This is a genomic window from Candidatus Defluviilinea proxima (assembly GCA_016721115.1).
Lineage (GTDB): Bacteria > Chloroflexota > Anaerolineae > Anaerolineales > Villigracilaceae > Defluviilinea > Defluviilinea proxima.
Map to the genome: position 1 here is coordinate 3,592,994 of JADKIW010000001.1, position 26,447 is coordinate 3,619,440.

The 26,447-nt window shown below is 50.4% G+C and carries 23 protein-coding genes; 14 read left to right on the forward strand and 9 right to left on the reverse strand.

Annotation, left to right across the window (positions count from 1 at the left end; genetic code table 11):
• Nucleotides 1–69: 69 nt before the first annotated feature.
• From IPP66_16630 to IPP66_16655, 6 genes are all read right to left on the reverse strand, one after another.
• Nucleotides 70–576 carry a DUF177 domain-containing protein gene (locus tag IPP66_16630; protein ID MBK9926898.1) on the reverse strand — a complete coding sequence of 169 codons (507 nt, stop codon included), beginning with the start codon at nucleotides 574–576 and terminating at the stop codon, nucleotides 70–72.
• A 53-nt stretch (nucleotides 577–629) separates the two neighbouring features.
• The gene (locus tag IPP66_16635) at nucleotides 630–1,598 is read right to left on the reverse strand and encodes a polyprenyl synthetase family protein (protein MBK9926899.1); all 969 of its coding nucleotides are present in this window, start codon (nucleotides 1,596–1,598) and stop codon (nucleotides 630–632) included.
• Nucleotides 1,599–1,601: 3 nt separating this feature from the next.
• The gene (locus IPP66_16640) at nucleotides 1,602–2,432 is read right to left on the reverse strand and encodes a TatD family hydrolase (protein MBK9926900.1); all 831 of its coding nucleotides are present in this window, start codon (nucleotides 2,430–2,432) and stop codon (nucleotides 1,602–1,604) included.
• A 157-nt stretch (nucleotides 2,433–2,589) separates the two neighbouring features.
• Nucleotides 2,590–4,011 carry a phosphoglucomutase/phosphomannomutase family protein gene (locus IPP66_16645; GenBank protein ID MBK9926901.1) on the reverse strand — a complete coding sequence of 474 codons (1,422 nt, stop codon included), beginning with the start codon at nucleotides 4,009–4,011 and terminating at the stop codon, nucleotides 2,590–2,592.
• Nucleotides 4,012–4,100: 89 nt separating this feature from the next.
• Entirely contained in the window at nucleotides 4,101–4,463 is a 363-nt protein-coding gene (locus IPP66_16650) for a hypothetical protein (GenBank protein ID MBK9926902.1), read from the reverse strand.
• A 9-nt stretch (nucleotides 4,464–4,472) separates the two neighbouring features.
• Nucleotides 4,473–4,844: a hypothetical protein gene (locus tag IPP66_16655; GenBank protein MBK9926903.1), complete on the reverse strand. Its 372-nt coding sequence runs from the start codon at nucleotides 4,842–4,844 to the stop codon at nucleotides 4,473–4,475.
• 148 nt (nucleotides 4,845–4,992) lie between these two features.
• Between IPP66_16655 and IPP66_16660 the strand changes: the two genes are divergently transcribed.
• The 5 genes from IPP66_16660 to IPP66_16680 all read left to right on the forward strand — a co-directional run bounded on the left by IPP66_16660 (nucleotide 4,993) and on the right by IPP66_16680 (nucleotide 10,279).
• On the forward strand, nucleotides 4,993–5,628 hold the full coding sequence (locus IPP66_16660) for a deoxynucleoside kinase (protein MBK9926904.1): 636 nt from the start codon (nucleotides 4,993–4,995) through the stop codon (nucleotides 5,626–5,628).
• Between the two features lie 68 nt (nucleotides 5,629–5,696).
• Nucleotides 5,697–6,623: a sugar ABC transporter permease gene (locus tag IPP66_16665; GenBank protein MBK9926905.1), complete on the forward strand. Its 927-nt coding sequence runs from the start codon at nucleotides 5,697–5,699 to the stop codon at nucleotides 6,621–6,623.
• Nucleotides 6,610–7,686: a carbohydrate ABC transporter permease gene (locus tag IPP66_16670; protein ID MBK9926906.1), complete on the forward strand. Its 1,077-nt coding sequence runs from the start codon at nucleotides 6,610–6,612 to the stop codon at nucleotides 7,684–7,686. Before IPP66_16665 ends, IPP66_16670 begins: the two co-directional genes overlap by 14 nt.
• A 3-nt stretch (nucleotides 7,687–7,689) precedes the next feature.
• Nucleotides 7,690–8,988 (forward strand): hypothetical protein, encoded by a 1,299-nt coding sequence (locus IPP66_16675; GenBank protein ID MBK9926907.1) that lies wholly within the window; start codon nucleotides 7,690–7,692, stop codon nucleotides 8,986–8,988.
• Nucleotides 8,989–9,046: 58 nt separating this feature from the next.
• Nucleotides 9,047–10,279, forward strand: coding sequence for a SpoIIE family protein phosphatase (locus tag IPP66_16680; protein ID MBK9926908.1), 1,233 nt, complete (start codon nucleotides 9,047–9,049; stop codon nucleotides 10,277–10,279).
• A gap of 45 nt (nucleotides 10,280–10,324) precedes the next feature.
• Here IPP66_16680 and IPP66_16685 read toward each other — a convergent pair whose 3' ends face one another.
• Nucleotides 10,325–11,461 carry a cystathionine gamma-synthase gene (locus IPP66_16685; protein ID MBK9926909.1) on the reverse strand — a complete coding sequence of 379 codons (1,137 nt, stop codon included), beginning with the start codon at nucleotides 11,459–11,461 and terminating at the stop codon, nucleotides 10,325–10,327.
• A gap of 89 nt (nucleotides 11,462–11,550) precedes the next feature.
• Here IPP66_16685 and IPP66_16690 point away from each other — a divergent pair, with 89 nt between their 5' ends.
• Both IPP66_16690 and IPP66_16695 read left to right on the forward strand, forming a co-directional pair.
• The gene (locus IPP66_16690; protein ID MBK9926910.1) at nucleotides 11,551–12,393 is read left to right on the forward strand and encodes a PIG-L family deacetylase; all 843 of its coding nucleotides are present in this window, start codon (nucleotides 11,551–11,553) and stop codon (nucleotides 12,391–12,393) included.
• A gap of 9 nt (nucleotides 12,394–12,402) precedes the next feature.
• A complete protein-coding gene (locus IPP66_16695; protein MBK9926911.1) occupies nucleotides 12,403–12,942 on the forward strand; it encodes a hypothetical protein in 540 nt (179 codons plus the stop codon).
• Nucleotides 12,943–12,950: 8 nt separating this feature from the next.
• Here IPP66_16695 and IPP66_16700 read toward each other — a convergent pair whose 3' ends face one another.
• Complete coding sequence (locus tag IPP66_16700) at nucleotides 12,951–13,481, reverse strand: GNAT family N-acetyltransferase (protein MBK9926912.1); 531 nt, start codon at nucleotides 13,479–13,481, stop codon at nucleotides 12,951–12,953.
• A 207-nt stretch (nucleotides 13,482–13,688) separates the two neighbouring features.
• On the opposite strand from IPP66_16700, the gene IPP66_16705 reads away from it, so the two are divergent.
• The 7 genes from IPP66_16705 to IPP66_16735 all read left to right on the forward strand — a co-directional run bounded on the left by IPP66_16705 (nucleotide 13,689) and on the right by IPP66_16735 (nucleotide 22,067).
• On the forward strand, nucleotides 13,689–14,432 hold the full coding sequence (locus IPP66_16705) for a YIP1 family protein (protein ID MBK9926913.1): 744 nt from the start codon (nucleotides 13,689–13,691) through the stop codon (nucleotides 14,430–14,432).
• Between the two features lie 22 nt (nucleotides 14,433–14,454).
• Complete coding sequence (locus IPP66_16710) at nucleotides 14,455–15,165, forward strand: ABC transporter ATP-binding protein (GenBank protein ID MBK9926914.1); 711 nt, start codon at nucleotides 14,455–14,457, stop codon at nucleotides 15,163–15,165.
• Nucleotides 15,166–15,194: 29 nt separating this feature from the next.
• Nucleotides 15,195–17,120, forward strand: a complete 1,926-nt coding sequence (locus IPP66_16715; GenBank protein MBK9926915.1) for an IPT/TIG domain-containing protein — start codon at nucleotides 15,195–15,197, stop codon at nucleotides 17,118–17,120.
• Nucleotides 17,117–18,151, forward strand: coding sequence for an ABC transporter permease (locus IPP66_16720; protein MBK9926916.1), 1,035 nt, complete (start codon nucleotides 17,117–17,119; stop codon nucleotides 18,149–18,151). The genes IPP66_16715 and IPP66_16720 overlap by 4 nt, the downstream gene beginning before the upstream one ends.
• A 127-nt stretch (nucleotides 18,152–18,278) precedes the next feature.
• Nucleotides 18,279–18,650, forward strand: coding sequence for a VOC family protein (locus IPP66_16725; protein MBK9926917.1), 372 nt, complete (start codon nucleotides 18,279–18,281; stop codon nucleotides 18,648–18,650).
• A gap of 8 nt (nucleotides 18,651–18,658) precedes the next feature.
• Nucleotides 18,659–18,940 carry a hypothetical protein gene (locus tag IPP66_16730; GenBank protein ID MBK9926918.1) on the forward strand — a complete coding sequence of 94 codons (282 nt, stop codon included), beginning with the start codon at nucleotides 18,659–18,661 and terminating at the stop codon, nucleotides 18,938–18,940.
• A gap of 67 nt (nucleotides 18,941–19,007) precedes the next feature.
• The gene (locus IPP66_16735) at nucleotides 19,008–22,067 is read left to right on the forward strand and encodes an FAD-binding protein (protein MBK9926919.1); all 3,060 of its coding nucleotides are present in this window, start codon (nucleotides 19,008–19,010) and stop codon (nucleotides 22,065–22,067) included.
• 51 nt (nucleotides 22,068–22,118) lie between these two features.
• Here IPP66_16735 and IPP66_16740 read toward each other — a convergent pair whose 3' ends face one another.
• Nucleotides 22,119–26,303 (reverse strand): alpha-amylase, encoded by a 4,185-nt coding sequence (locus IPP66_16740; protein ID MBK9926920.1) that lies wholly within the window; start codon nucleotides 26,301–26,303, stop codon nucleotides 22,119–22,121.
• Nucleotides 26,304–26,447 lie beyond the last annotated feature (144 nt).

Sequence of the window (26,447 nt, forward strand, 5' to 3'; positions counted from 1 at the left end):
CACTTGATCGCAGGTCATTGATCCATTGCGTAATCATTTCTGTGTTGTCAAAAATGACATTTCCAATTGTTACTTTAGGTTCTTCAATACAGAGAACGGCGAGTCGTTATCTTCCTGACTGTGCCCGCAATCCTTCACATTCAAATCCTGCCCGCATTCAATGCAGAGACCTTTGCAATCGGGGCGGCAGAGTGCCTTGATCGGAAACTCGAGCATGGCATACTCGCGCAATACAGGTGCAAAATCGATTTGTCCGCTTTCGGGTACAAGTAGCCCTGATTCACTGATTGATTTTTCAGTGAATGCATACAATTCAGTCCACTCGCCACTGAGTGAATATGTGAATGGGTTTAGGCATCGCACACATTCAAGTTCAGTATCACCTGAAAACTCGCCTTGAACCACCAACCCCTGTTGGGCGCGGTCAATGACGATTAAGCCTTCGAAATTTTCCAATGTGAGATCTTCACCAAGAACCGCTTTATCGAACTCAAGCGGGAACCGATGGCTATAGCCGGTCTCCTCGTGAACGATGAAACCGACATTTAAACGAAATGGTTTGCGTGGATTGGTCATAATGTTTTAATTTGTGGGATCGACTTCAGGAGATATCTTCCTGATGCGCGATATTAGACTTTTCTATCAACGATGAAATTTGCCAACTCTTCCAACGCGTCTTTCTCAGGGGTGGCTGGTGCATCTTCCAATGCGCTGAGTGCCCGGCTGACAGCTTGACGTGCCTCTTCCATGGCTTTCTCAATTGCGGCGTTCTTGCGGATGTTATCCACAATGCGTTGGACTCGGTCTGTGTCCTTCCAGCCTCCGCCGGGTAGGGACAGTACATCTTCATCATTAGGATGTTCTTCGGCGTAGTAGATGGCAGGCAATGTCACCAGACCATTGAGCAGATCTGAGCCAATGGGTTTGCCAACTGTAGATTGGTCACCGGTGAAGTCGAGGATATCGTCCACGATCTGGAAGGCCATACCTACTTCATAACCGAAGGTCTTCATGGAGGTGCGTACTGCCTCATCTTCGGTCGCGACCATTGCGGCCGCCAGGGATGACATTTCAAACAAGGACGCTGTCTTTGCGTAGATGCGCTCGTAGTAGTTGTTACGCTCGATCACACCGCGCGCCGTGAACATCTGAGTCAATTCACCGTTGACGATGGTTGCAAGCGTTTGCGAGAACAACTTCATGAGGGGCAGGTAGTCGGTCTCAGCGGCGAGTTTTGCGGCACGGGCAAAGAGGAAATCGCCAGTTAGAACGGTTGCGGCTGGTGACCAGCGTGCGTTCAATGTGGGCATGCCTCTGCGGAGAAGTGCGCCATCAATCAGGTCATCATGAACCAATGTTGCGGTGTGGAGCAGTTCTACGGAGGCACCAAGGGTGATAAGTTTCTCCTCGGGAGCACCAAGCATGTTTCCAACGAGCAGGCCAAGGGTCGGTCTGACGCGTTTTCCTCCAGCGGCAAGTAAATGTTCAAGGGCAGAGCGAAGGTCGGGGTGTTGTTCCTCCCCGGCTTGGTCGCGAATCCGTTGTTCTACAAATTTAAGTTGGTCTTGTACTGATGTAAAGAATGTAACCGTGGTCAAACGTCAGCCTCCCCAACCGAACAGGGCGTTGGCATTGTCACTTGTAATTTGGGCGACCTGTTCGCGGGTTGTCATGTGGATTTCTGCAATTTTATCAGCAATATGCGCCACTAATGCAGGCTCGTTGCGCTTGCCGCGATGTGGGACCGGGGTAAGAAAAGGGGAATCGGTTTCGATGAGAATCCGCTCCAGCGGAAGTTGTCGGATGACTTGACGCTTTTCCTCAGCATTTTTATACGTTACCGGGCCCGTGACGCCGATATAAAAATTGAGTTGTATTGCCTTTTGTGCGGTTTCAAGATTGCCATTGAAGGAGTGAAGCACACCGGGTTTTTCTTTTAAAGGATGATTTTGCGCATTGAGTTCCTGATGCCATTCACTAAGTATTGATAATAGGTCAACCGATGCCTGACCAAACCACGTGTCATTTTCTTCACGCATGTGGATGATAACGGGCAGATTGACTTCCTGTGCAAGTTTAAGTTGTTGTCGCAATACTTCGCGTTGTCTCTCTTGCTTTTCAGGTTCTTTGACCCAGTAATAGTCGAGCCCAATCTCACCGATCGCTAAAACTTTATTGTTTGGGGTTGCTAGATTTCGAAGTTCAGAAATTGACAAATCATTCCATTTATCCAGATCGGTGGGGTGGAAGCCGACTGCCGCAAAGAGGTTGGGGTGTGATTTGGCAAGTTTGATGGCGGCCTTGCAGGATTCCAATTCAAGCGAAGGAATCATTATTCGTTGCACGCCAGTTTCAAGGGCGCGTTGAATTACCGCATCGCGGTCTTCATCAAATTTGTTGAAATCAAGGTGGCAGTGCGTGTCTGTAAGCATAATCGGACAAAGATTGTGAAAATTATAACAGAGAATGATCTGCAGAGACCATTGTGCGAGTCTATGCAACAATGAATGATGGTGATTACGAAATAATAGTCCCTCCGATGGGGAGGGACTATTGTGATTTATGTCTTTCTGAATCTGACGTGGGGATTTATTTTATCCCTGCAACCTTTAAGCCATCATCTAAAATTGCTTTGACCTTATCTTTGTGCATGGTCTCGCAATACACGCGCATGATCGGCTCGGTACCGCTAAAGCGGATGAGCAACCAACCACCATCTTCGAGTTTGAATTGGAAACCGTCCACTGTGACAAGCTCGGTGACTTTCAAGCCACCGAGTGTTTGAGGCTTGGCGTCCAGAATCATCTGCTCGCGAGTTTGGCGGTCACCGCTGAACGGTGTATCCACGCGGTCGTAGAAGTGTTCGCCAACTTTATCGAACAACATCTTCAAGAGTTCGGTCGGTTTCTTGCCGGTTTGGACCATAAAATCGAGGAAGTACAGCCCAGCGAGAATGCCATCACGTTCTGGAACATTGCCACGGAAGGCATAACCACCACTTTCCTCACCACCGATGAGCGCATCAGTTTCCATCATTTTGGGCGCAACGAATTTGAAGCCCACACCGGTTTCATGGACGGGCACATCGTAGAGTTTGCCGAGTTTGTTGAGCATTGTGGTTGTTGAAAGTGTCTTCACAATGGCACCACGCTCACCGCGTGCTTCAAGCAGATACAACGCCAGCAACGCATATACCCGCAACTGATTGATGAATTCGCCGTTCTCATCGCCAATACCACAGCGGTCTGCATCACCGTCGGTGATGAGCAACACGTCTGCTTTGTTGTCAACGGTGGCTTTCAAACCAACGTCAATGTTCGGGCGGATCGGCTCGGGGCGTTTCATTTCAGGGAACGAAGGATTCCGTTCGTTGTGGATCTCAATGATCTTGGTCTTGCCGCCGCCGATCAGGTTTGTGAACCATCCCGCGCCGTTGCCCCACATCGCATCCACCATTACGGTAAAGCCAGCGTCCTTGATCTTTTGTACATCTACCAATTTCAGGATGTTCGCCGTATATCCTTCCGATGCATCGAAGTAGACGACTTTCTTATCTCGTAACGCATTCTGGAAATCCACACGCTTCACTGCCTCGACCGAGTCTGGGATCAGCGCTTCGATCCTTTTCAAACCTTCAGGGTCTATCGCGCCACCATTCGAGTCGCGGACTTTGAATCCGTTATCAGTGGGTGGGTTGTGTGATGCAGTAATGTTGACAGCACCACAAGCTTTTTTGTCAACAACAGCAAACGCAATGACGGGGGTTGGTGTTGCTCCATCGGTGAGATACACATTCAAGCCGTTGGCAACTAATACTTCAGCAGTTGCCGCAGCAAAATTCTCTGAATGAAAACGCTTGTCATGTCCCACCACGACCCATCTCCCGGCATATCCCTTTTCGACCAAATAGGATGCGAAGCCTTGTGCGGCACGTCGAAGATTTTCGAAGGTATAGTCATCAGCGATCACGCCGCGCCAGCCGTCTGTACCAAATTTAATTTTGAATGCCATGATTCAAACTCCTGTTAATAGATGATGATGTGATTATACCCAGTGCCATGATAAAAAGAACCCCGAACTTTCACTCGGGGTTTTGATCCTTATTCTTCAGTCAGCCACTTTTTGGCGAGGTCGATATCGTCAAAATATTTTAATTGTTGGCCTGTCAACGAAATGAGCAGGTCCGCAAGTTTGCGCTTCATGCCAGTGACGCCCAATACTGCCGTTTTGTGAACATGCGCCTTGGTGGCGGAAGATGCCGCATTCATGGACGGGAGTAATTCACTGCCGATATTTGTATCGCGCATATCGGTCAAGATGAGCACAGAGTCTTTCGGCTGTGCTTTGACGATCTCTTGTACTTCCGCGAGCTCTGCTTTGACAGCGGCGGCGTTAAAGAAAAGTTTGGAGAAATCCTGGTAAAAGATCTTCTTTCCGTTGTGTTCGATCCATTGTGAGCGCATAATACTCTCCTATTTTTTTGCGTCGCTTTGTAGGGCGATGCCAGTAGCGATTGCTCCGACCAGTTCCCATATACCAACACCAAGGAATTTAACTGGGGCCAAACCGGTGATTACGGCCAGCGTAAAAACGGTAAATGTGACACATCGGAACGGAACGGTCCATTTATAGAATTGTTTTACATCATTCAACGCGGCAAGAATGTAATATATGCCCATATTGACAGAAGCCATGGACGAGGCCGTCATAAAGACAAGTGTGTAATCTCCAGCGGCTCTTGCGGTACGGTCTAGCACGGTAAAGCCAAGGAGTGATAAAAGGATCTCGGGGCGGATCAGGCCTAAAATTCCAAGAAGAAGCGCGAGAATACCGAAGATGAGCATTGTCCACCCTGAGGCGTCTTTGATGTTGAGTTTGGCTGTCATGTAGTCTCCTAAGTGTTAAATTATACTCTCAATTAGCGAAGAAGTCTCGACAAATTGATTTGATACGCCTATACTAGCTTCATCTTTTTAACATTGTGAGGCCGATATGACCAAACATCTTGTGGTGGTTGCGGGGAATATAGGTGTGGGAAAAACTTCATTAACCGAGCGTATTGGTTCGAGGTTGGGGTGGTGGACGGGTTACGAGTCTGTTGCCGATAACCCATATTTGGCGGACTTTTATGGCGATATGCGCACCTGGTCTTTCCATTTACAGGTGTTTTTTCTAGGGCACCGTGCTGAGCAATACATGGATGCGGCACGTGATTCACGTTCGGCGATTTTGGACCGCAGTATTTTCGAGGATTTTCATATTTTTGCGCGGGCATTACACCACATGGGTGATCTTGCAGAACGCGATTATCTTGCCTATCGTCGTCTATTCGAGCTGGTTGTGCAATCCATGCCGCGCCCTCATTTGTTGATCTATCTCAAAGCGCCTGTAAATGTTTTGATGGACCGCATTCGCCGCCGCGCGCGTAACATGGAGACTGGCATTTCGCCCGATTATTTATCCCTGCTCGATTCTTTTTATGACGAGTGGTTGGGTTCTTTCGACCTTTGCCCTGTTCTCACGATTAGAAGTGATGATCTGGATTTTGTGCATCAACAAAACCATCTGGATACTGTAATCGAACGTATTCAAGATAAATTGGCCGGTAAAGAGACTGTTGAGTTCTAATTGTGACTCTAGGACTGGTGGGGGCCAAGGTTGATGTATTTATTTAAAGTGATTAGGAGAGAATTTTCATGAGTATTTTGAATCGAGGTGCGGTAGCTTTGCGGGGCAAACCCGCAAAACGCACCCGAATGCAACAAAGAGAAGCGACACTCGGGTGGATGTTCCTTGCCCCGTGGGTCATTGGCTTTGTTTTGTTAAAGGCGTTGCCGATCCTTGCGGCATTTGTTATTTCGTTGACCGATTTTCAGATGTTATCGCCACAAGCAGCAAGGTTTATCGGCCTTACCAATTACCGTCAGTTCTTTAGTGACATCGAGGCAGGAGCGAGTTTGTCTGGCTCGCTCAGCTACTTTCTATTGACGGTTCCTCTGGAATTGGTGTTTGCGCTTTTGCTGGCGGCACTCTTTACCAGTGAACGATTGCTCAATAAACGCCTTTCACGGACGCTGGTCTTTATGACCAGTATTATCCCAGCGACCTCGATTGCCTTTATATTTTTTGGCTCTCAGGGATATTTGAATCGTCTGGTTACGACCCCGTTACATCTTCCTCCCATTGATGGGTTTGGTTTGTTCCTGCCGTTTATGACCTTGTGGAGCATTGGCCCAGGCTTCCTTATCATGTATGGTGCCATGGAAAGCGTACCTAACGAAGTCTATGAAGCGGCTCGTGTGGATGGAGCGGGCCCTTTGGCCCGGTTTATTTACATTACTTTGCCCATGATTTCTCCGGCCATCTTCTTCACATTGGTGATCAACTTGACCGGTGCCTTTGGTGGCGCAGTATTACTGGACCGTGGGTATATTCTCAACTTTAGTCTTTCTCCAATCGAGGGCTATATCAATACTTTGATGTTCACTCGCCTTGACCTTGGATATGCCAGCGCTGTAGCTTGGATAACCTTCATTGTCATGATGACATTGACTGTCTTTCTGTTCCGATCATCGAAGCGCTGGGTGTATTTCCCCGAGGATGATGAAGATGAAAATATTTAAACCTCGCCGCAAAAGCGACATGTCCACGCTCACATTCAAGTTGTGGGACTTTACTGGGACCGCATTACTGAATCTATTCGTGTTCCTGTTTATTCTGCTTTATCTTTCTCCGTTGTCGTTCATGGTGATCGCGTCTCTCACCCCAAGCGAACAATTTTTGGATTCGCGTGCGCCGATCCTGCCTTCTGAACGCGTAAAGTTCAACTACGAGGGCACGGACTTGACCGTATACAAAGTGCCGACTGATGATGGTGTAAAGGAGTGGGCGTTGTATAAGCCTACCCGTACGGTGAGTCAGTTTGTTGACCCGAAAAACCCTGAAGCAGGTTTGATTGAATGGACGGGCAATTGGCGTTCTCTTGAAGCGGTCTATCACTTCAAGCTTGCGTTCAACAACTTCACAGACTTTTTTGCCATAACACCGGTCTGGTTGTATCTCAAGAATACGATGATCATTGCCGTGATCAGTGGAATTGGGGTATTGCTCTCCTCGATTGCTGTGGCATATGGCTTCTCGCGCTTCCGTATTCCGGGCCTCAAATATATTTTCTTCCTCTTGATTGCCACCATTATGATCCCAAGCAACATCACGCTTGTGCCCACGTACTTTCTCTTTAGTGGGAATGCGTTGAATTGGATCGGGACATGGTTGCCATTGATCGTTCCGCATTTCTTTGGGAACGCGATCCTCATCTTTTTACTTCGCCAGAACTTCCGTAGCATTCCCCGTGATTTGGACGAAGCCGCCATGCTGGATGGGGCCAGTCCTTTGCGTATCCTCATTTCGGTTATATTGCCGCAGTCGGTACCTGTGGTGACCACCGTGGGTCTGCTTCACTTCTTCTATGTATGGAACGAGACCCGCTTGATAAGTCTCTACCTTGGCATTGCCCCTGACCTTCAAACTATCTCATTCGGGATACAACGCACACAGACTTATGCCTTCACGCCAGAAGTCCTCATGGTGGGTGCGTTCGCGGCCATGATCGTTCCAGTGGTCGTGTTGTTATTCTCCCAGCGGTTCTTTATGCAAGATATGATCGTTACACAGATCGAGAAATAAACAATGACGAAATCAACTCGTACAATTATTTTTATTTGGCTGGCCTGGGCGCTGATCGTGATCGCTTTTCAGGCATTGGCCGTTGCACGTTTCGTGCCACAATTCCCAGATCGCGCACAGGAATGGACAGAAGAGTCGGCGAACAGGCCGGGCTATCAGACCGGGCATATCTATCTGCTTGAACCATTCATGAACAATCAAGTCGCTTGGGATTCGGAATACTACCTCGCCATTGCCATTGGCGGATACGATAATCCCTACTCTCCGCATCTCACACAAACGGGAGTTGTAACAGGTACGCCTCTGTATCCTGTGCCGGCTGAGTCCGATTTTAGCAAAAGCATTTCTTTGAGCTATGCGTTCTTTCCCTTTTACCCACTGATGATACGGGTCTTTGCCTTTCCGCTTCAGATATTTGGGCTGAATCCCATCGCCACTGCTACGCTGGCCGGGGTCATTGTCTCTGCATTGGGAGCTTTGTTTGGGATGCTGGCGCTGTTCGATATGACCAAAGACAGCCTCGGGGAAGACGGAGCGCTTCGTGCTTCCTTTTATCTGATCATATTTCCGACCGGCTTTTTCCTCACTCAGGTCTATACGGAGGGCCTGTTCGTCGGGCTTGCATTTTCGTGTCTTGCGATGCTCAAACGAAATAATTGGCTGGCGGCGGCAATCCTTGGTGTGCTTGCCACGCTGACACGTGCTGTAGGAGTGACTTTGATCGTGCCTATGATCATCGTGTGGATTCGTACCGGCGAATGGATGGACCTCGACCTTGAGTGGCGGCAGATCTTTCATCAGGGTGTACCTCTGCGTCCGTTCTATAAAGCCTTATTGGCCTTTGCGCCCGTGATCGCTTTCCTGATTTGGAAGTTCTCTCGCTACGGGTTGGCATTTGATTACGTTGAAACGCATTTCTTTGGGCGGGCCTTTGTCGATTTTGGATATGCTTATTATGCTTGGGCAACTGCCTTCAAAGAAATGATCTCAGGGGCGAATCCTCAACATACCGCCTATTACATTACCGAATTCTTGGGTCTCATCATCAGTGTTGTATCCTGCATTGTCTGTATCAAAAAATATCCAGAGATTGGCTGGTTCAGCATGATGGTATTGGTAATCTCGTGGGGTAGTGGGGCGCCACAGGGTATTCATCGGTACATCCTTGCGGCCCCTGCGGTGTTTATTACATTGTCAAGCTGGGGCAAGAATCCCGTCTTTGACCGGGCTTGGACGATCCTAAGCGTTCTCTTGATGGGTTTGCTTGCCATGCTGTACGCTTTCAATATGTGGGTTGCGTAGCATGCACATATTCATCGTGTACAATAAATTATTACTAAGCTAAGAGGCCAAAATTTCGATGTCCGCTAACCTTCTTGCGCGAATTCCGTTTTTTACTGGTTTACCTGATACTGAGTTGGATCGTCTCACCTCTGAGATGGGCGTAGTCAACATCAAGCCGGGGGAAATCCTTTTTCGCGAAGGGGACCCGGGCGAACATCTCTATGTGGTGGTCAAAGGTGACCTTGATATTCTCAAAGCGCCGGATACTCCAGAAGAAATGCTCCTGAATACCATCCATGAAGGGGAATATATCGGTGAGATGAGTCTGGCCACGGGGGCACCTCGAACAGCCAGTGTGCGTGGACGTGGTGAATCTGTGTTGTTGAGCATGAGTCGTCAACAATTCAATGATTTGCTTCACCGTCATCCTCAACTAGCCAGCACACTGGTCAGTGTGTTGAGCCATCGATTGGATAGTACAAACGTTTCGACATTCCGTGACCTCACTGAGAAAAACCGCCAACTTCAAAAAGCATATGATGAACTTAAAGCCGCGCAAGAGCAATTGATCGAAAAAGAACGCCTCGAACGTGAACTGGAAGTTGCCGCCGACATTCAAATGTCGATCCTGCCCGACGTTTTGCCGTCGCCGGATGGATATGATTTCGGAGGCCGAATCCTGCCCGCCCGTCAGGTGGGAGGCGATTTTTATGATGTCTTCAAACTTGGTGAGAATAAGTATGGCATATTGATCGGTGATGTCGCGGATAAGGGAGTCCCCTCTGCTATTTTTATGGCGCGGGCTCATGCGCTCATCATCGCGGAAGCGGACGATGTCATTTCGCCGGGAGATGTTCTTCGCATGGCGAATGAACATATTACTCGTTTTGAAAAGTTCACGCAGTTTGTGACAGCGTTGTTTGGTGTCCTCGATACGAGCACTGGCCATTTTTCGTATGCACGCGCTGGGCACGAACCTCCTTTGTTATTAACATCGGATGGCGAAGTAACACGACTCCCGCATAAACCCGGCATGGCGTTGGGATTATGGGAAGATATTACGCTGGATGAGAATGAGTTGACCCTGCCAAAGGATTCGCTTCTCATCATGTTCACAGATGGCATGACGGATTGTCGTAACCCCAAAGGTGAACCGTTTGGGTTAGACCGAATCAAGACTGCAATGGGGAATCTAAAGAAGATCAACGCGCAGGCTGGTTGTGACGAGCTGTTCGAGAAACTGATGAAATATCAGGATGGTTCGAAACAAGACGATGATGTAACGCTGGTCGCAATTCATACGAAATAATAAAAGAGACCGAGTTCAAAACTCGGTCTCTTGCTTTTATACCTATTATCCTAATGCTTGTTTCAAGTCTTCGATCAGATCTTCTTTGTTCTCAATGCCAACTGATAATCTAATAAGCGATGGGTCTACATCCAGTTGTGAGCCAGCGACGGAGAGATGGGTCATGGCGGCAGGGACTTCGATCAGCGACTCGACGCCCCCCAATGATTCGGCGAGGGTGAATATCTTTGTGGCTTCGACCATTTTGATCGCGGCATCTTTTCCGCCTTTGATAAGGAAGGAGATCATGCCTCCGCCGTTCTTCATTTGTTGCTTGGCTACTTTGTATTGCGGATGACTCTCGTAGAACGGATAGATGAGCTTTTCCACTTTTGGGTGATTGGATAAAAACTCAACGATTGCGGTTGCATTTTCAAAGTGACGATCCATGCGGAGGGGGAGAGTCTTGATGCCGCGCAATACGAGAAATGCATCCATCGGTCCGAGCACGGCGCCGACAGCGTTTTGTAAAAAGTAAAGCTTATCGGCGAGTTCTTTATCCTTAACGACCACAGCACCGCCGACCACATCCGAATGACCGCCGAGATATTTGGTCATCGAGTGGACGACGATATCCGCGCCCAAGTCAAGCGGACGTTGCAGATACGGCGTGGCGAAGGTGTTATCTACGACGAGCAAGGGATTGTTCGGATGTGCGTGGACGATCTCAGCGACGGCGCGAATATCTGTAATGCGGAGCATGGGATTTGTGGGCGTCTCAAGCCACACGAGGCGTGTGGACGGAGTCAAAGCTTCAGCGACAGATTCAGGATCGGTGGTGTCAGCAAACGTAAAGTCGAGAGAGAAGCGGCGGAGAACTTTATCAAAGAGACGGAATGTGCCGCCGTAGACGTCATTCCCGGCCAGTACATGTGAGTCCGAATTTAATAAACGCAGAACGGTATCGGTAGCGGCAAGGCCGGAGGCGAAGGCCAATCCGAACTGTCCGCCTTCGAGCGCGGCGAGACAATCCTGCAATGCCTTGCGCGTGGGATTCATCGTGCGCGAATATTCATATCCCTGACGTGGTTTCCCGACACCATCCTGCATGTACGTGGACGTGAGATACACAGGCGTCATCACAGCGCCGTTGTTGGGGTCTGGTTCCTGACCTGCGTGAATGGCGAGCGTTTCAAATTTCATTCGTGCTCCTTGTAAAGTTTGAGGGGGATGCGTTGTCTGGTAAGAGGTTGTAAATTAGATTATATAATACCCACAGTATAAGAGGAAACATGACAAAAACGATTTTGGCAGTGCTGGCTCACCCTGACGATGAAACATTTGGTTTGGGCGGTACGCTTGCCTTCTATGCACAAAAGGGTTACGACGTATATTACGTTTGCGCCACGCGCGGTGAAGTTGGTTCAGCAGACGAAGAATTTATGAAGGGCTACAAAGACACCGCTGAAATGCGAACTGCTGAGTTGATGCGCGCCGCAAAGATTTTGGGTCTCAAAGAAGTGTTCTTTTTAGGCTATCGCGATTCGGGCATGCCAGGCTCCGCAGATAATAAACATCCTGATGCGCAAGTGGCGCACCCGATCGATGAAGTGGCAGGACGTGTTGTCAAATATATCCGTGAGCTCAAGCCTGAGATCGTTTTGACATTTGACCCGATCGGCGGATATCGACATCCTGATCACATCCATATTCAACGTGCGGCGACGCTCGCCTTTGAAAAAGCGGATGACGCCTCCTTCCACCCCGAGGCTGGTGCGCCTTTCAAACCGCTTGCTCTCTACTATCAGGTTTTTCCTCGTTGGTTTCTCAAATGGACGGTGCGCCTCATGCCGTTGTTCGGCAAGGACCCGCATAAGTTCGGCCGTAACGGTGACATTGACCTGACCGACCTGATCGTAGATTATCCGATCCATGTCCGTATCAATACCCGTTCCGTGAGCGAGATCAAAAGCCATGCCAGCGCACAACATGCCTCACAGGGAGGTGGTCAAATGCGGCGTGGACTTATGGGATTTATCACCAGATTCTTTGGCGAGAGTGAAGACTATATGCGCGCATATCCGCCCGTGAACGGGAGCTTCCGCAGAGGACGTGATCTGTTCGATGGAATATAATCTGTTGTCATGACAGAGATCGAATATTCTCAAGCATCTGAAGCGACTGAATTATGCAAAGCCTGTGGGCTTTGTTGCACGGGACATTTATTTTCCTGGGTTCGATTGAAGGCGGTCGAGTTAACGCCCCTGGAAAAACTGGGGTTAAATGTCATTCGGTCAGACCCACGTCAGCGTGGGTTTACTCAACCCTGCCCGATGTGGAATGGAATTTGTACTATTTATGAATCGCCTCAATATCCACGTGGCTGTGATTCGTATAAGTGCAAACTGCTCAGGGAATTGCTTGATGAAAGCGTTTCACTTCCCAAAGCGTTGCGAGTTGTAAAGCAGGCGAAGGCAAAGATCCAAGTTGTTGAGAACCTGTTGCCTGCTTCATCTCATAGTAGTTTTCGTGATCGATTTGTTGATCAACTTGAGTTCTTGAATAAATCTCGTGAGAATGATACAGAAGAGTCTGAACTTCGAATTCGGGCGGGCGAGTTGTTGGATTGTTTTGAAAACCAGTTTGGGGTAAAAGACCTTCTTGATTTACCAGAAATAGAGTAAGTCTTGCTTTATGCAGGACCTACTCTATTAATTGCATAGATAAAAGTGGGAAAGTTATCTCCTGCAATACCGTCCACTTTTCTTTCAAGCGTCATGCCGATCCGTTTGGCAACATTTTGTGAAGCGATATTGTCAGGGTCCATGAGGCATATGATGCGGGATAAGTTCAGTGTGTTGAATGCGTACGTCAAGATGCCTTTTGCGGCTTCTGTTGCCAGACCTTGATGCCAGAAATTCTTATTCAACAAATAAGCGACCTCGATCTCCAACTTGCCGTCGATCTCCCATGGAAGCAAGCCACAGCGACCTATGAACCTGCCTGTCCTTTTATGAACCGTTGCCCAGAGTCCCAGCTCGGGATGTTCAGGATGCCCGTTGAGAAACCATTCCAGTTCTTCTTTGGTTTCTTCGTAATTCTTTGTGCCATCAGGGAAATAACGACGAATCTCAGGATCTTGATAGAGCTGGAACAACTCATTGAGGTCGTCCGGCACAAGATGCCTGAGAAGGAGACGGTCCGTTTCGAGGATGATTGCCATATCAGAATGATTTGTAGATCTCTTGCTCTATCAGCTTGGAATTGTATTCTGTTCAATGCCTAATATTTTCTGATTTAGAAAATATTAGGAGAAGCTTGGTAGAGTTTACACCTGTTTTATAAAACAAAATAGTGGGAACAAACGTAATATGTTTTTCGTTAATATGCGTAATTGTGAAGAGTGATAGAATCCAATTCGTCTATACCTATGACAACAACTACAACTTCAAATCCTGTTCGACGTTTTGACCTACCGCGAGTTTTTGCGGTATTGTTTAATCCACGCGCTGTGTTCGCAGAGATGACATCTGAATCACGCGCCACCTGGTTAACGCCCATGCTTATTTTGAGTGTCACGGCTATCCTTGCTGTGCTTACAGCTGGCTACTTGAATACCCGCGCCGCAGCGATGGGCGAGATATCACTTCCTCAAGATTGGCAATACTGGACGCCTGAAATGCAGGACAACTACATGCAGGCACAACAGGCTACACAAGGACCTGTGTTCATGTATGTAATGCCATTGATCAGTTCCCTGACCAAATTGTGGTTGGGATGGTTTGTGTTTGCCGGTCTCTTGCACCTTGGCTCAACCCTTTCTGGTGGACGCGGCTCCATGCTAGGTTCATTGAACACTGTTGGATGGGCAAATCTTCCATACGCAATACGTGATATTCTGCGTGTTGCATATATGTTCCTCGCGCAACATTCCATTACCAGCCCAAGCCTTTCGGGGTTTGCCTCCGGTCCGGGCTTTGCCTTCAACATGCTCGCCGGTGTTGATATCTTTTTGTTTTGGGTCATACTTCTTTTGACCATCGGTCTCTCAAACACAGATGGATTGACGAAGGGCAAGTCTCTTGTTATTGTGGCTTTGATCATGTTGCTTATTCTTAGCATAGGGGCTGGGGTGGTTACTCTAGCTGCAAAACTTAGTGGGGCAGGTCTATAGCACTTGAACGTTTTACACTTTTATGACCAAGCCTTTCATTCGTATTTATAACCTGAAGAAACATTACCAGATGGGCGGCACAACAGTCCGTGCTTTGGATGGTGTTGACCTTGAAATTATGCCCAACACTTTTACTGTAGTGATGGGCCCTTCTGGTTCTGGCAAGAGCACATTGCTCTATCTACTCGGAGGTTTGGATCGTGCCACCTCCGGCGAAATTTGGGTGGGGGATCAGTCCATGACAGATATGGATGAAAATTCACTCGCGCTCTTTCGCCGCCGAAGTATGGGATTTGTCTTCCAATCTTTTAATCTCATCCCCAGCATGACTGCATTACAAAACGTAGCCTTCCCCATGCAGTTTGCCGGAGCCAAACCAGCTCAACGCGAAGCACAAGCACGCACTCTCCTCGATCAGGTTGGTCTTGGCGACCGGTCTGACCATCGCCCTACAGAACTTTCCGGCGGACAACAACAACGCGTCGCCATTGCCCGTGCACTGGTCAACAATCCGAGCCTGATCCTCGCTGACGAACCGACCGGCAACCTCGATACATCCAGTGGTGTGATTGTGATGCAAATGCTTGCAGACCTACACGCCTCCGGGCGGACGGTTTTGGTCGTTACACACGATCCTCGCATGGTCCGTTTTGCTACGCAGACAATTTATCTGCTCGATGGACACATTGTCAGCGATGCAGAGTACCAGTCCGCTGCACTGGAAGCATCGTAAAAACAATGACCTCTGAAATTTGGAGAACCATGAATAAAAAATTCTCACGAATTATTTCTTTTTCCACACTCTTTGCTCTGTTGATGGCAGTTGTGCCGTTTAGTCCCGTATATGCGGCTGACCTTCTTTCTATTACACCCAGCGGTGTTATCAACAATGTTGACTCTGTTATCACTGTCTCTGGTACGGGGTTTGATAGTAGCGCGGCAGTTCTTTTGGATGGCGGGGCACTCAGTACGAATTTCCTCAATGACCAAACTCTGACTGCTACAGTCCCCTCTGGGCTTTCTGTTGGAGATCATACGATTACAGTTTCCATGACAGGTGGTTTGGCCAATAATTCAGCTACATTAAGTGTGACTGCTCCTGTTCCTACTTTAACACCTGAGCCTCCCACAGCCACGCCGACTCTGGCGCCTTTCAATCGCCCCCAATTTGTAGTTGTGTCTTCAAAGGTGAACGGTGGATTGCAGACCGGTAACAATGTCACTTTAAAGGTGGTGGTTGAAAATGTTGGACAGGCTACGGCTTATAGCGCACAAGCAGCATATACGTCTGCCGACCTCGTGCCTACAAAAACGGGCGGTGTTGTGGCGCTTGGCAATGTCCCATTTGATGATCAAAAAGACGTCAGTCAGACGTTTTACGTTTCGGCGGAAATTTATGGCAAAGGAATTATTGTCACAGATTTGACAGTGACCTATTACGATGAAAAAGGATCATCCTACGCGGATAAGTTCACGATCTCCATTCCGGTCAATGGTACTGTGTATAGTGGTGTAGCCGCCGCTACTTCAACGCCCACGGGAGTTAAAAGCTCACAGTTGGTGATCACAGAATACTCAAGTAGTGTGGATCCACTTCAGCCGGGTGAACAATTTGCCCTGAAGCTGACCGTTCAGAACTTGGGTAACGTCAAAGCACAGCGTATCACCATGATCGTTGGTGGTGGTTCCAGCGGCACAAGCGGAGGGACTCCTCAGCCGGGTGGCGTTTCTGGTGGTAGCGGCGATTTCGCTAATTTTGCGCCGGTGGGGTCGTCCAATGTGCAGTCGCTTGGTGATCTTGCGGCAGGCGATAAGATCCAAGTGGCGCAGAATTTAATTGTCAATGTATCTACCAACCCGGGCGCTTACCCTGTGAAGATCACGTTTTCTTATTTAAATGATAAGAGCGAAGTGATCAATGATGAGCAAGTCATTACATTATTGATCTATAGTTTGCCCAATGTGGACGTGAGTTTTTATCGCCCGCCAGACCCGTTCTATACAGGACAACCCGGTGCATTGCCGATCCAGGTTGTGAATTTGGCGAAACGGACTGCTGTGTTGGGGAACATTAAGTTGTCAGCGAGTAGCGGGCTGATCGAAAACGGAAGCAGCCTTGTCGGGCAACTGGATGCGGGCGGTTATTTTACGCTTGACTCGATGTTTACCCCGGAGCAAGTCGGTTCGCAGAGTCTTGATGTAGTCATCGAATATGTAGATGATTTCAATCAGCCACGTACGATCACAAAGAAATTGGAAGTTGAAGTGGAAGAAGCTTTTATCGAGCCTACACCTGATCCATCCATGAACGGTGGCGGTGGCGGAGGAGGGGCGGGCGGGGAAAAAAAAAAAAAAAGGGGGGGGGGGGGGGGGGGGGGGGGGGGGCGGGGGGGGGGGGGGGGGGGGGGGGGGGGGGGGGGGGGGGGGGGGGGGGGGGGGGGGGGGGGGGGGGGGGGGGGGGGGGGGGGGGGGGGGGGGGGAAGGGAAGAAAAGAGGGGGGGGGGGGGGGGGGGGGGGGGGCGGGGGGGGGGATTTTGGGTTTGGGGGGGGGGGGGGGGGGGGGGGGGGGGGGGGGGGGGGGGGGGGGGGGGGGGGAGGGGGGAAAAGAGGGGGGGAAAGAAAAGAAAAGGGAGGGGGAGGGGGGGGGCGGTGGGCAAGGACAGATTCTGCTCACGAATTTCGCATTGAACGATCTTCGCGCAATTCCCGGTGTTGAGGCTGTTATCCCGCGGGAATACTTAATGACGGGTATCTTACTCAAATATCAGAAGCTTGAAGGTTCGATGAGTATCACAGGTGTGGCAGTGAAGGACCTCAGCGAACTGGGCTTGGAAGCCATTGAAGGTTCTACTGCCTTGGGGCGTGGCGCGATTGTTGTTGGCCCGATGGTCGCCAGTAATTTTTACGATCCTCGTCTCAGGCCCGGACAGGAACCTCCGCCTCCACCTCAACTGTTCGATCAACAGGTTCAAATGATTGCATCCAAGTGGGATGCACAGGGAACGGAGATACGTAAGAACTTTAGCGTGCGTGTGACGGGTGTCCTCAAGGAAACGCGCGGCGAGTCAGACTGGACCATTTACATGCCTCTCGATCAAGTTAAGTCACTGAACGAGTGGGCGCAGAATCGCCGCATCAACTACAACAAGGAAAGTTACGGCCAAGTTATTGTAAAAGTAACCAACGTGGATGAAGTGATCGATATTACCGATCAGATCACAGAGATGGGATTTCAGGCATACACGCCACAATCTTTTGTTCAAGGAATCAATAACTTCTTTGTAGTCTTGCAAGTCATCTTTGGTGGCGTTGGTGCGATTGCCTTGTTGGTTGCCGCCATCGGCATTGCGAACACCATGGCCATGTCTATTCTGGAACGCACGCGCGAGATCGGTTTAATGAAAGCCGTCGGTGCAACCAATCGTGATGTGCTCGCCATCTTTTTAGGGGAAGCTTCAGGCATTGGCTTTCTTGGTGGCCTCGGTGGTGTGCTCATCGGTTGGCTCGCCGGACAGGGCATCAACGTCCTGGCGATTGTATACCTTGCCAATCAAGCTACACAGCAGGGTGGTGCGCCTCCCAGCGTAGCCGTGTACACGCCGTTATGGCTCCCATTATTTGCACTTCTCTTTTCTACTTTGATTGGAATGCTTTCAGGGCTGTATCCCGCTCTGCGTGCCGCGACAATGATTCCTGTGCTGGCTCTCAAATACGAGTAGCGCCTCTTTCTTCCCCCATATCTGCCGCCTCTTTCAAAGACCTTTCCACATCTGACGCTTGACTATTTAGAACGAGTGTTCTAAAATTGGATTGTTGTTATCTAATTTAGTCCAAGAGGAGAATACAATGTCCAAGCGAAATATTGTCCATGTTGAAATACCATCTGTGAATGTGGAGGCGGCAGGGAAGTTTTATCAGGGATTGTTTGGTTGGAAACTTAATCCCATGCCTGAGATGAACTACACGATGTGGGAAGATGGCAGCGGCTCTGGCGGCGGCTTTCCGCAGGTATCGGACGTGAACCCTGCAGGGCAGGTGCTGGTCTATATCGATAGCGACAATATCGAAACCGACCTGAAGAATGTAGAGAAACTTGGAGGGAAAGTTCTCTACAAGAAGACCGAGATCCCTGGGATGGGGTGGTTTGCTATCTTTCAAGATCCCACCGGCAATGTACTGGGACTTTACACAAGCATGAATCCTGATGCCACCACATAGGCGGCAAAATGGTCGGAACAACATATGCCACTTACCTCGACCTGTCCGATCAGGTCGTATGTATCGATAAAGGCAAATACAACCGCATGCGTGCCACCATTCTCAAACACCTCGTTGTGTATGGCCCGATGGCTTTGATCGAATTATATGCAGTTGTAGAGAGACGCCTTTATAGAAGTTTCCAAGATTCGATTTCACATTACTTCAACATTGTTGAACTCGATCTCGAAACGTGTGGAGAGATTCGACGTGTTCCTAATTCTGAACGAGAATTTGTCGAAATTTCGTAGAACGATCAAATCGTCAAACATCGGGATAGGAAGAGAGCCTATCCCGATGTTGCGTTAAAATGAGGGTATGTCTCTTCACCCTGATTTCGTCAACGAACTACGCAAACATTTCACGGGGCATATTCGCCTCGACACCGCCTCTAAAATTTTATACAGCACCGACGCCTCGATGTACCAGATCGAGCCGCTTGGTGTTGCTATTTCCAAAACGCAAGATGACCTGCAATCGGCTGTAGAACTGGCCGCCAAATATAAAGTCCCTATTTTGCCGCGTGGTGCAGGTTCATCGTTGGGCGGGCAGGCGATCGGGCAAGCTCTGATTTTGGATTGCTCACGTTGGTTGGATTCCATCCTAAATATTGATCCTAACTCTCGAACCGCTATTGTCGAACCAGGCGTCGTTCTCGCGGACCTGAACTCTGCGGCCGCCAAACATGACTTGATGTTTGGCCCCGACCCTGCCTCTGCTGAACGCGCGACGATGGGTGGCGTGATCGGTAACAATGCCACAGGTGCACATTCCATTCTTTACGGCATGAGCGCGGACCATTTGCTTTCGGCTGATGTCATCCTTGCAGACGGTACGCTGGAAACATGGGATGAAAGTATCAGATCAAAACTTGCTTCAACAGTAGAGACTATTCGAGAGAAATACGTTGATTTAGTTAAACAACATTACCCTAAAACATGGCGCAATTCCGCTGGCTATCGTTTGAATTATCTTCTGCCTTGGAGCCCAGTTGCACCTCCTCGCTGGATAGGAGATACCTATCCAGCGAACTTGAAACCTGGCACTTGGAACCTGGCACCCTTGCTTGCTGGTTCTGAAGGGACTCTCGCCGTGATGCGCCACGCGAAGGTCAACCTTGTGCCGAAGCCGAAGCATACAATATTGGGTGTGTTGGCATATCAAAGCATCGCAGATGCTTGTGACGATGTGCCTCGCTTGTTGACATTTGAACCAAGTGCTATCGAATTAATTCCGCGTATGATCTTGCAGTTGGCGAGAAGCGTCCCTGCATATGCGAGGCAGATGGGGTGGATCTTTGGCGATCCTGCCGCAGTGTTGGTTGTTGAGTTTAGTGGTGACCAACCATCGGCTTTGAAAGATGCGGTTCGTCGCATTGGCGCTGTATTGGCAATTGCGGAATCCAAAGAAGAACAGACCAAAGTGTGGAACATCCGTAAGATGGGCTTGGGGATATTGGATTCGCGTCCGCAAGCGGCAAGGCCTGTAGCATTCATTGAAGATTGCGCGATCCCTGTGGAGAGGTTGGGTGAGTTTGTGCGCGAAGTAGAGAGGATCATGTCTGCGCACAGCACAGAGGGCGGCATCTACGCTCATGCTTCTGCGGGGTGCCTGCACATTCGTCCTGTTTTGAATTTGCAAAGTGGCGAAGGTGTGCGCGCCATGCGAAGCATTAGCGAGCAAGTCTTCAAGTTGACGATGAGCCTCGGCGGTTCCATGAGCAGTGAGCATGGTGATGGGATCGTTTCGGGGGAGTGGATCGAGAAGACCTATGGCAAAGAAATGACCGACGCGATGCGTGCGTTGAAGTATGCCGCTGACCCCGACAACTTATTGAACCCGAACAAACTATTCGATGCCCCGCCGATGGATACACATTTACGTTTTGACGAGAGTTATCAAGTGAAGGCATGGAACTCTTCTTTGCATTTCGGTCACGAACGCGGAATAGCTGGCGCGATCGAGCATTGTAATGGGCAGGGTGTGTGCAGAAAAACAAATGGCGTTATGTGTCCATCGTATCAGGCGACGCGCGAGGAGCAGAACTCAACACGTGGACGTGCAAACCTTTTACGAGCAATGATAGCTTTTAGCGATGAACAGTTATCTGTCAGTAGATCGCGCGAAGAATTGATGAATGCAACATATCAGGCGCTTGACCTGTGCCTCGCCTGCAAGGGATGTAAAGCGGAATGTCCGAGCGGCGTGGATATGGCGAAGTTGAAATATGCATTCGAGAATGAGTATTACAAGTCGCATCGCCGTCCGTTGCGGGATTATGCGTTTGGATATTTTGATGTGACTGCCAAATTGGCGGCTTCGATTGCACCGCTATCGAATGCGGTGATGAGTATTCCATTGCTCAAGAATATTTTGGCGAAAGTTTTGGGCGTGACAGAGAAACGTCCGTTCCCGAAGTTTGCAACTCGAAGAGCAAAGACGCTAACCACGGAGCCACGAAGTCACGGAGAAAAAATTATTTTCATGTCTGATGCTTTTGCGCGGTATATCGAACCCGATGTGGAACAGGCCGCATTTGATGTGTTGGCGGCATGCGGATACGATGTGCAGGTCGTGCCTGTGATCGGTGCGGGTGCGGCCTTGCTTTCCAAGGGATTTATCGAAGCGGCAAAACGTCACGCCGGGAAAATGCTGGATGCGCTGAATCAGCTTGATCCGAAGAATGAAGCGGTGATTGTCGGGATCGAACCTCCTGAAGTGTATTGTCTCAAAAATGATTATGTCGATCTGTTGCCGCATCGCAGGGACGAGATCGCCTCACGCACCGCTCGAACCTGGTTACTCGACGAATACCTTTTGCGTTCTGATGGTTTTTCTAATTTGCGTGTAGGCAGGATAGTGCAGAAAAATAATGGAAAAGAGGAAGCTTTGATGGATGTGGTTTCGATACGCCGCAAAGAGCAAGAGCGCGGCTACTCAACCACCAGCAATACGAAAACTCTTTTTCAACCTCACTGTCACCAACGTGCAGAGGGCCTTGCGGACGATGGCCTGCCGAGCGGGACGAATGCGACCGTGGAGTTATTGCGTGCGTGCGGCTATGAGGTGGAGGTGTTGGATACAGGCTGTTGCGGCATGGCAGGGACGTTCGGCTATGAGGCCGAGCATTATGAACTTTCGATGCAGGTGGGGGAGTTGAAGTTGTTTCCATTGCTTGCCCCCTCCCAGCCTCCCCCAAATCCGAAAGAGAGAGTTGATGTAATAGATGATGTATCGATTTCGGATTTGGGGGAGGTGCCCGTTAGGGCGGTGGGGGTTGTGGCCTCGGGTGCGGCGTGCAGGATGCAGATCGAGCAGGGAGCGGATGTGAAGGCGGTGCATCCGATCATGTTGGTAAGGGATAGGTTGATGAAATGAAAAAGTGCGGAGGTCAACGACCTCCGCACTTTTTTTATTGCTGGCTATGAACTAGTTACCGCAGGGGGCTACATTGCGCCAGTTGCCTACTATATCATTCACTGTCTGGTTGCCAGTTGCGCCGTAGGTGAGTGTAAGTTGACGGTTGGCAATTTCGCCACAGCCTCCATCCTTTTCTACAAAGTCCCATGAGCCCAGTGCGTACTTATATTCGATCTGGGTTGATTCTTTGCCGGTCAGGGTGATCGTCCAGTGGGTGGCATCGACGTGGGTAAGCACAACACCGCTTGGATCCCATTGTGGCAGGCCGCCATCCAGGCGATCGAGGAAGCCTGCGATATATGCCGAGCGGCCTGTGCCATCTGTCGAGGCAGGGACAGTGACATTGAAGGTCACTGTGACCGTTCTCGGAGTGGCAGTAGCAGTTACAGTGTTCGATGCTGTTGAGTGGTTGAAGCTGGTGTCGATGGCTACGATGTAGTATTCGTAACTTGCATTCTCTACAACAGCCAGATCTGTATAGCTTGTGACCGATGCACCCAATACGGTAGCTAACAACACGCCATCCCGATAGACCTCAAAGCCAGCGAGGTCACCGTCAGTATTCGGGTGTGCGTCCCAAGTGAGGGAGATCGCGGCAGGGCTTGCGCTGGCAACGGTCAACCCAGTAGGCGCGGATGGGGGAGTTGTGTCACTGCTTGCGTTCACGGTCAATTTGCCGGGGTTGGCTGGTGAGTTTCCGGTGGGGATTGGGCCGTTCAAGTCTGCATACAGCCAGTCGCGGCCGTTGGTGGTGGAGTAGCGATAGACGTAATCGAACGTGCCGGTGCTTGTGGGTAGAAGGCTGGCGACAAACTCATCGTTATTGCCAGCGGTTCCATTGAATGTGGTATCCACCCAGATCCAATTGGCATTGTCACTCGGGTTACTACCTTCGGGGCCAAAGCCCAATTGGGCGATCAAGCCGGGCGTGGCGCCGGGTTGATTGGTGATGCCGTCGATCCACACTTGTCCGTAGACGTTTGCCGTGCGGTTGGTGGGGCTGATAGTGTGGGTGAGCGTTGGCGGCCATTGCAAGTTTGCCCAACCGATATTGATGTGAGGCAACGCGGAGACTTCATTGGAGTAGCCGCTTTCGTTTCCAATCGAATCCGAAGCAGTGACTACGTAGTAGTAATTCTTCCCGTTGACTACGCTGGTGTCGGTATAGGATGTGCCCGTGAGATCGGATGCAATAGCAACCCAACCGCCGCCACTGACGGGACTGCGATAGAGGGTGTATTTGCTCGCACCAGCGACTGCGTCCCAGGCGAGGCTTACGGTTTCACTGCCTTCATTCGTGACATGGAGATTGGTCGGCGGGGTCGGGGCTTTGAGGTCGACGAACTTGCTAATGAGCAATACCGCGCTCATCGGGCCGACACTCCCGTTGATACTGCCGTTCGTCACGGTGACCTTGTGCATGCCCGCGTTGCCGACTGTATAGAGCTTGCCTAATTCGATGCCGTTTGGCAGGTAACCAGCCACAGGGATCGTGAAATTCTGTGTACTGTTGTTACGATTGACGATCACGAGCGCGGCTTGTTTGGTGGTTTTGCGGCCATAGGCAATGACCTGTGACGCATCATCAGCCAGCAACATTTTGAAATCGCCGTTGACCAACACGGGCTGGGTCTTGCGGAAGGCGTTCAGTGCCGTGTAATGGAAGAACATCGAATAATCCGGCGAGCCACCTCGATCACCCCACGGATAGGTGCGGCGGTCATCGGGGTCATCATCGCCGGTCATGCCGACTTCATCGCCGTAGAAAACGGTGGGAGCGCCGGGCACGGTGAACTGGATGAACGAAGCAAGCTTTTGGCGGAGCTTCCCTTCGGCAACGCTGGTTGGGTTCAATTCCTTGTTGGCCTTGGTCTCTTCGCCGGGGGTCAACGTCCAGCGCAGGCGTTCGGTGTCGTGGCTATCGAGCAGGTTCATGAGCGAGTAATACGCGGCATCAGGATAATCCTCGCGCATCGATTGCATGCGGGCCGAAAACTCAGACGGGGCAATGATGCGTCCGCTATCGGCAAAGCCTTTTGAGTCGAAGCCTTGCGGCGCAAGCAAACCGATCACTGCATCGCGCAAGCGATAGTTCATAGTGGTATCGGCGCGGTCGCCGCGTACCATACGCAGGAGCGTGCCATCTTTTTGCCAGGTCTCACTGATGATGAAGGCCTGCGGATCGGTGGTCTTTACTTCAGTGCGGAAGCTTTCCCAATAGCCAGCAGGAAAGGATGCATCGCCCATCACATCCATGCGCCAGCCGCTGGAGCCAGCGTTGAGCCAATGGTTGGTGACGCTATCATTGTTGGTGATGAAGTATTGCTGAACCGCGGGTAGGGTCTTGTTGATGACGGGGATCGAATCGAAACCGAACCAGCCGGTGTAGTTGGCTGAGGCGGCACTTCCATCACTGCCCACACAAGTCCCAGTGCCGGGAGTCACATCTTGAAAGTAGAACCAGCTTCGATATGGGGAAAGAGGCGATTCACAGGCTCCAAGAGTGCCGTAGTGGTGGTAACGGTCAAAGAGCGGACTATCCGATGACATGTGATTGAAAACGCCATCTAAAACGATGCGCATGCCACGTTGGTCTGCGTGCTTGACGAGATTCTCCCAATCCTTTTGTGTGCCAAAGTAGGGATCGACCTGATAGTAGTTCTGCGTATCGTACGAGTGATTGGAGCCCGCATCAAAAATGGGATTGAAGTAGAGCGTGTTGACGCCAAGCACTTGCAGGTAATCGAGATATTGATCGACGCCTTTCAGATCGCCGCCGAAGTAATCACGTCCGCGCGGCTGTTCTTTGAGGGGACTATCAGCAGGGGGCGTCGCGTCAAACCTCCAGGGACAGTTGGTCGCAGCATCCGAATAGTTTCGGCAAAAGCCCTCGGGCAATACGTTCCACGGAAGCTTGAGGACCGGGTCATCGTAACGGACATCGTTCGTATGCGGGTTGTTGCTCACGCGTCCGTCGCGGAAGCGATCGGGGAATATCTGATAAATGCTGGCGCTCTTGGCCCAGGCAGGTGCAGTGAAGGCGGGATCATAGAACATGAGCGCATAACTGTTATCCACTACGTTATCGCTGACACTCCCGAGACCGCCATCGAGCGCGGCTGTGTTATCGGCATAGTAATTGGTATCTGTTCCATCGGTGACGATGAAGCGATACCACAAGTTGTTCGGTGAGGCCTGCGTGATAGATGCCTGCCAGAAATCACACGTGGAAGCTTCGAGTCCGCTTTGGTAACAAGAGACATCGGTAGCGGCAGGGTTCATGGGGATGAGTTGCTGGCCACTGGTGTTAAGATCGTAGACGCGCAGTGTGACAGCCGTCACATCGTTGTGGAACGTTCGAAAGCGGATCAGGACGTTCGTCCCGGCAGGAACCGCGCCGCCGGGCGTGCGGTAGAGATTGTCGCGTGAGTCATGGCGCAGGCCGTCCCATTCCACATTGTTATCCAGTTTGGGGCCTGTGCTTGTGACGGTTACGCTGGGGGTATTAGTGGCAGAGTGGAACGAGAAGGTGACGAGGAAACCAGCGCCGGGCACGGTGAACGGAATGTTGTTCCCGCCGCCATCGCCGTAGCTCTCATCCCAGCCTTCATTGATCGCCGCTTTGAATTCGTAATTGCCCGCTGGAATATCGGCCGTGGAGAAGGAATACATGCCATCGCCATCGGGGTCTTGTAACCACGAGTGCAGACAGCTGGGGTCCCAGTCACCGGGGCAACCGATCTCGCTTTGGTAACTGCCCGGGGCTGTGACGATGCGCGAATTCTTGCTATCGGTGGCCCAATGGGATTTGTGATCGTAATAGAACTTGACCGATGTATCTGCGCCAAGGTTGAGCGGGATGTTGGCTCCGCCGGGCGCGGCATTGGCGCCGTAATTCTCATCCCAACTGTTATTGAGCGCAGCTTTGTATTCGTAACTTCCGGCGGGCACTGTCCAGGTGCCTTGCCAGACGTCATCGCTCGCATCATAGGCCAGATGCGAGGTGGCACAAGCGGGGTCCCAATCGCCCGCGCATCCCATCTCCGATTGCAGAGACCCGGCAACCGTGACACTGGCCGGGCTGGGGGTGTGATCTGCAAGAACGGGTAGGGGGGAAACGACCTGGGTCAATACGACGAGCAGGCTGACCCCCATGGAAAAGAAACGACGAACGTGAACAGCAGTGCTATACATAGAGTCTCTCCTCAGGATCTAGTATCGTTGTTACATTCTGTTTCATTGTACAACAAATGGAGGTGGGGTTTCAATGTGCAAAATCTGTAACGAATGTTACCTTGCGAACGAAGAGATTTGGCTGTATCCTTAACCTATCGTCGA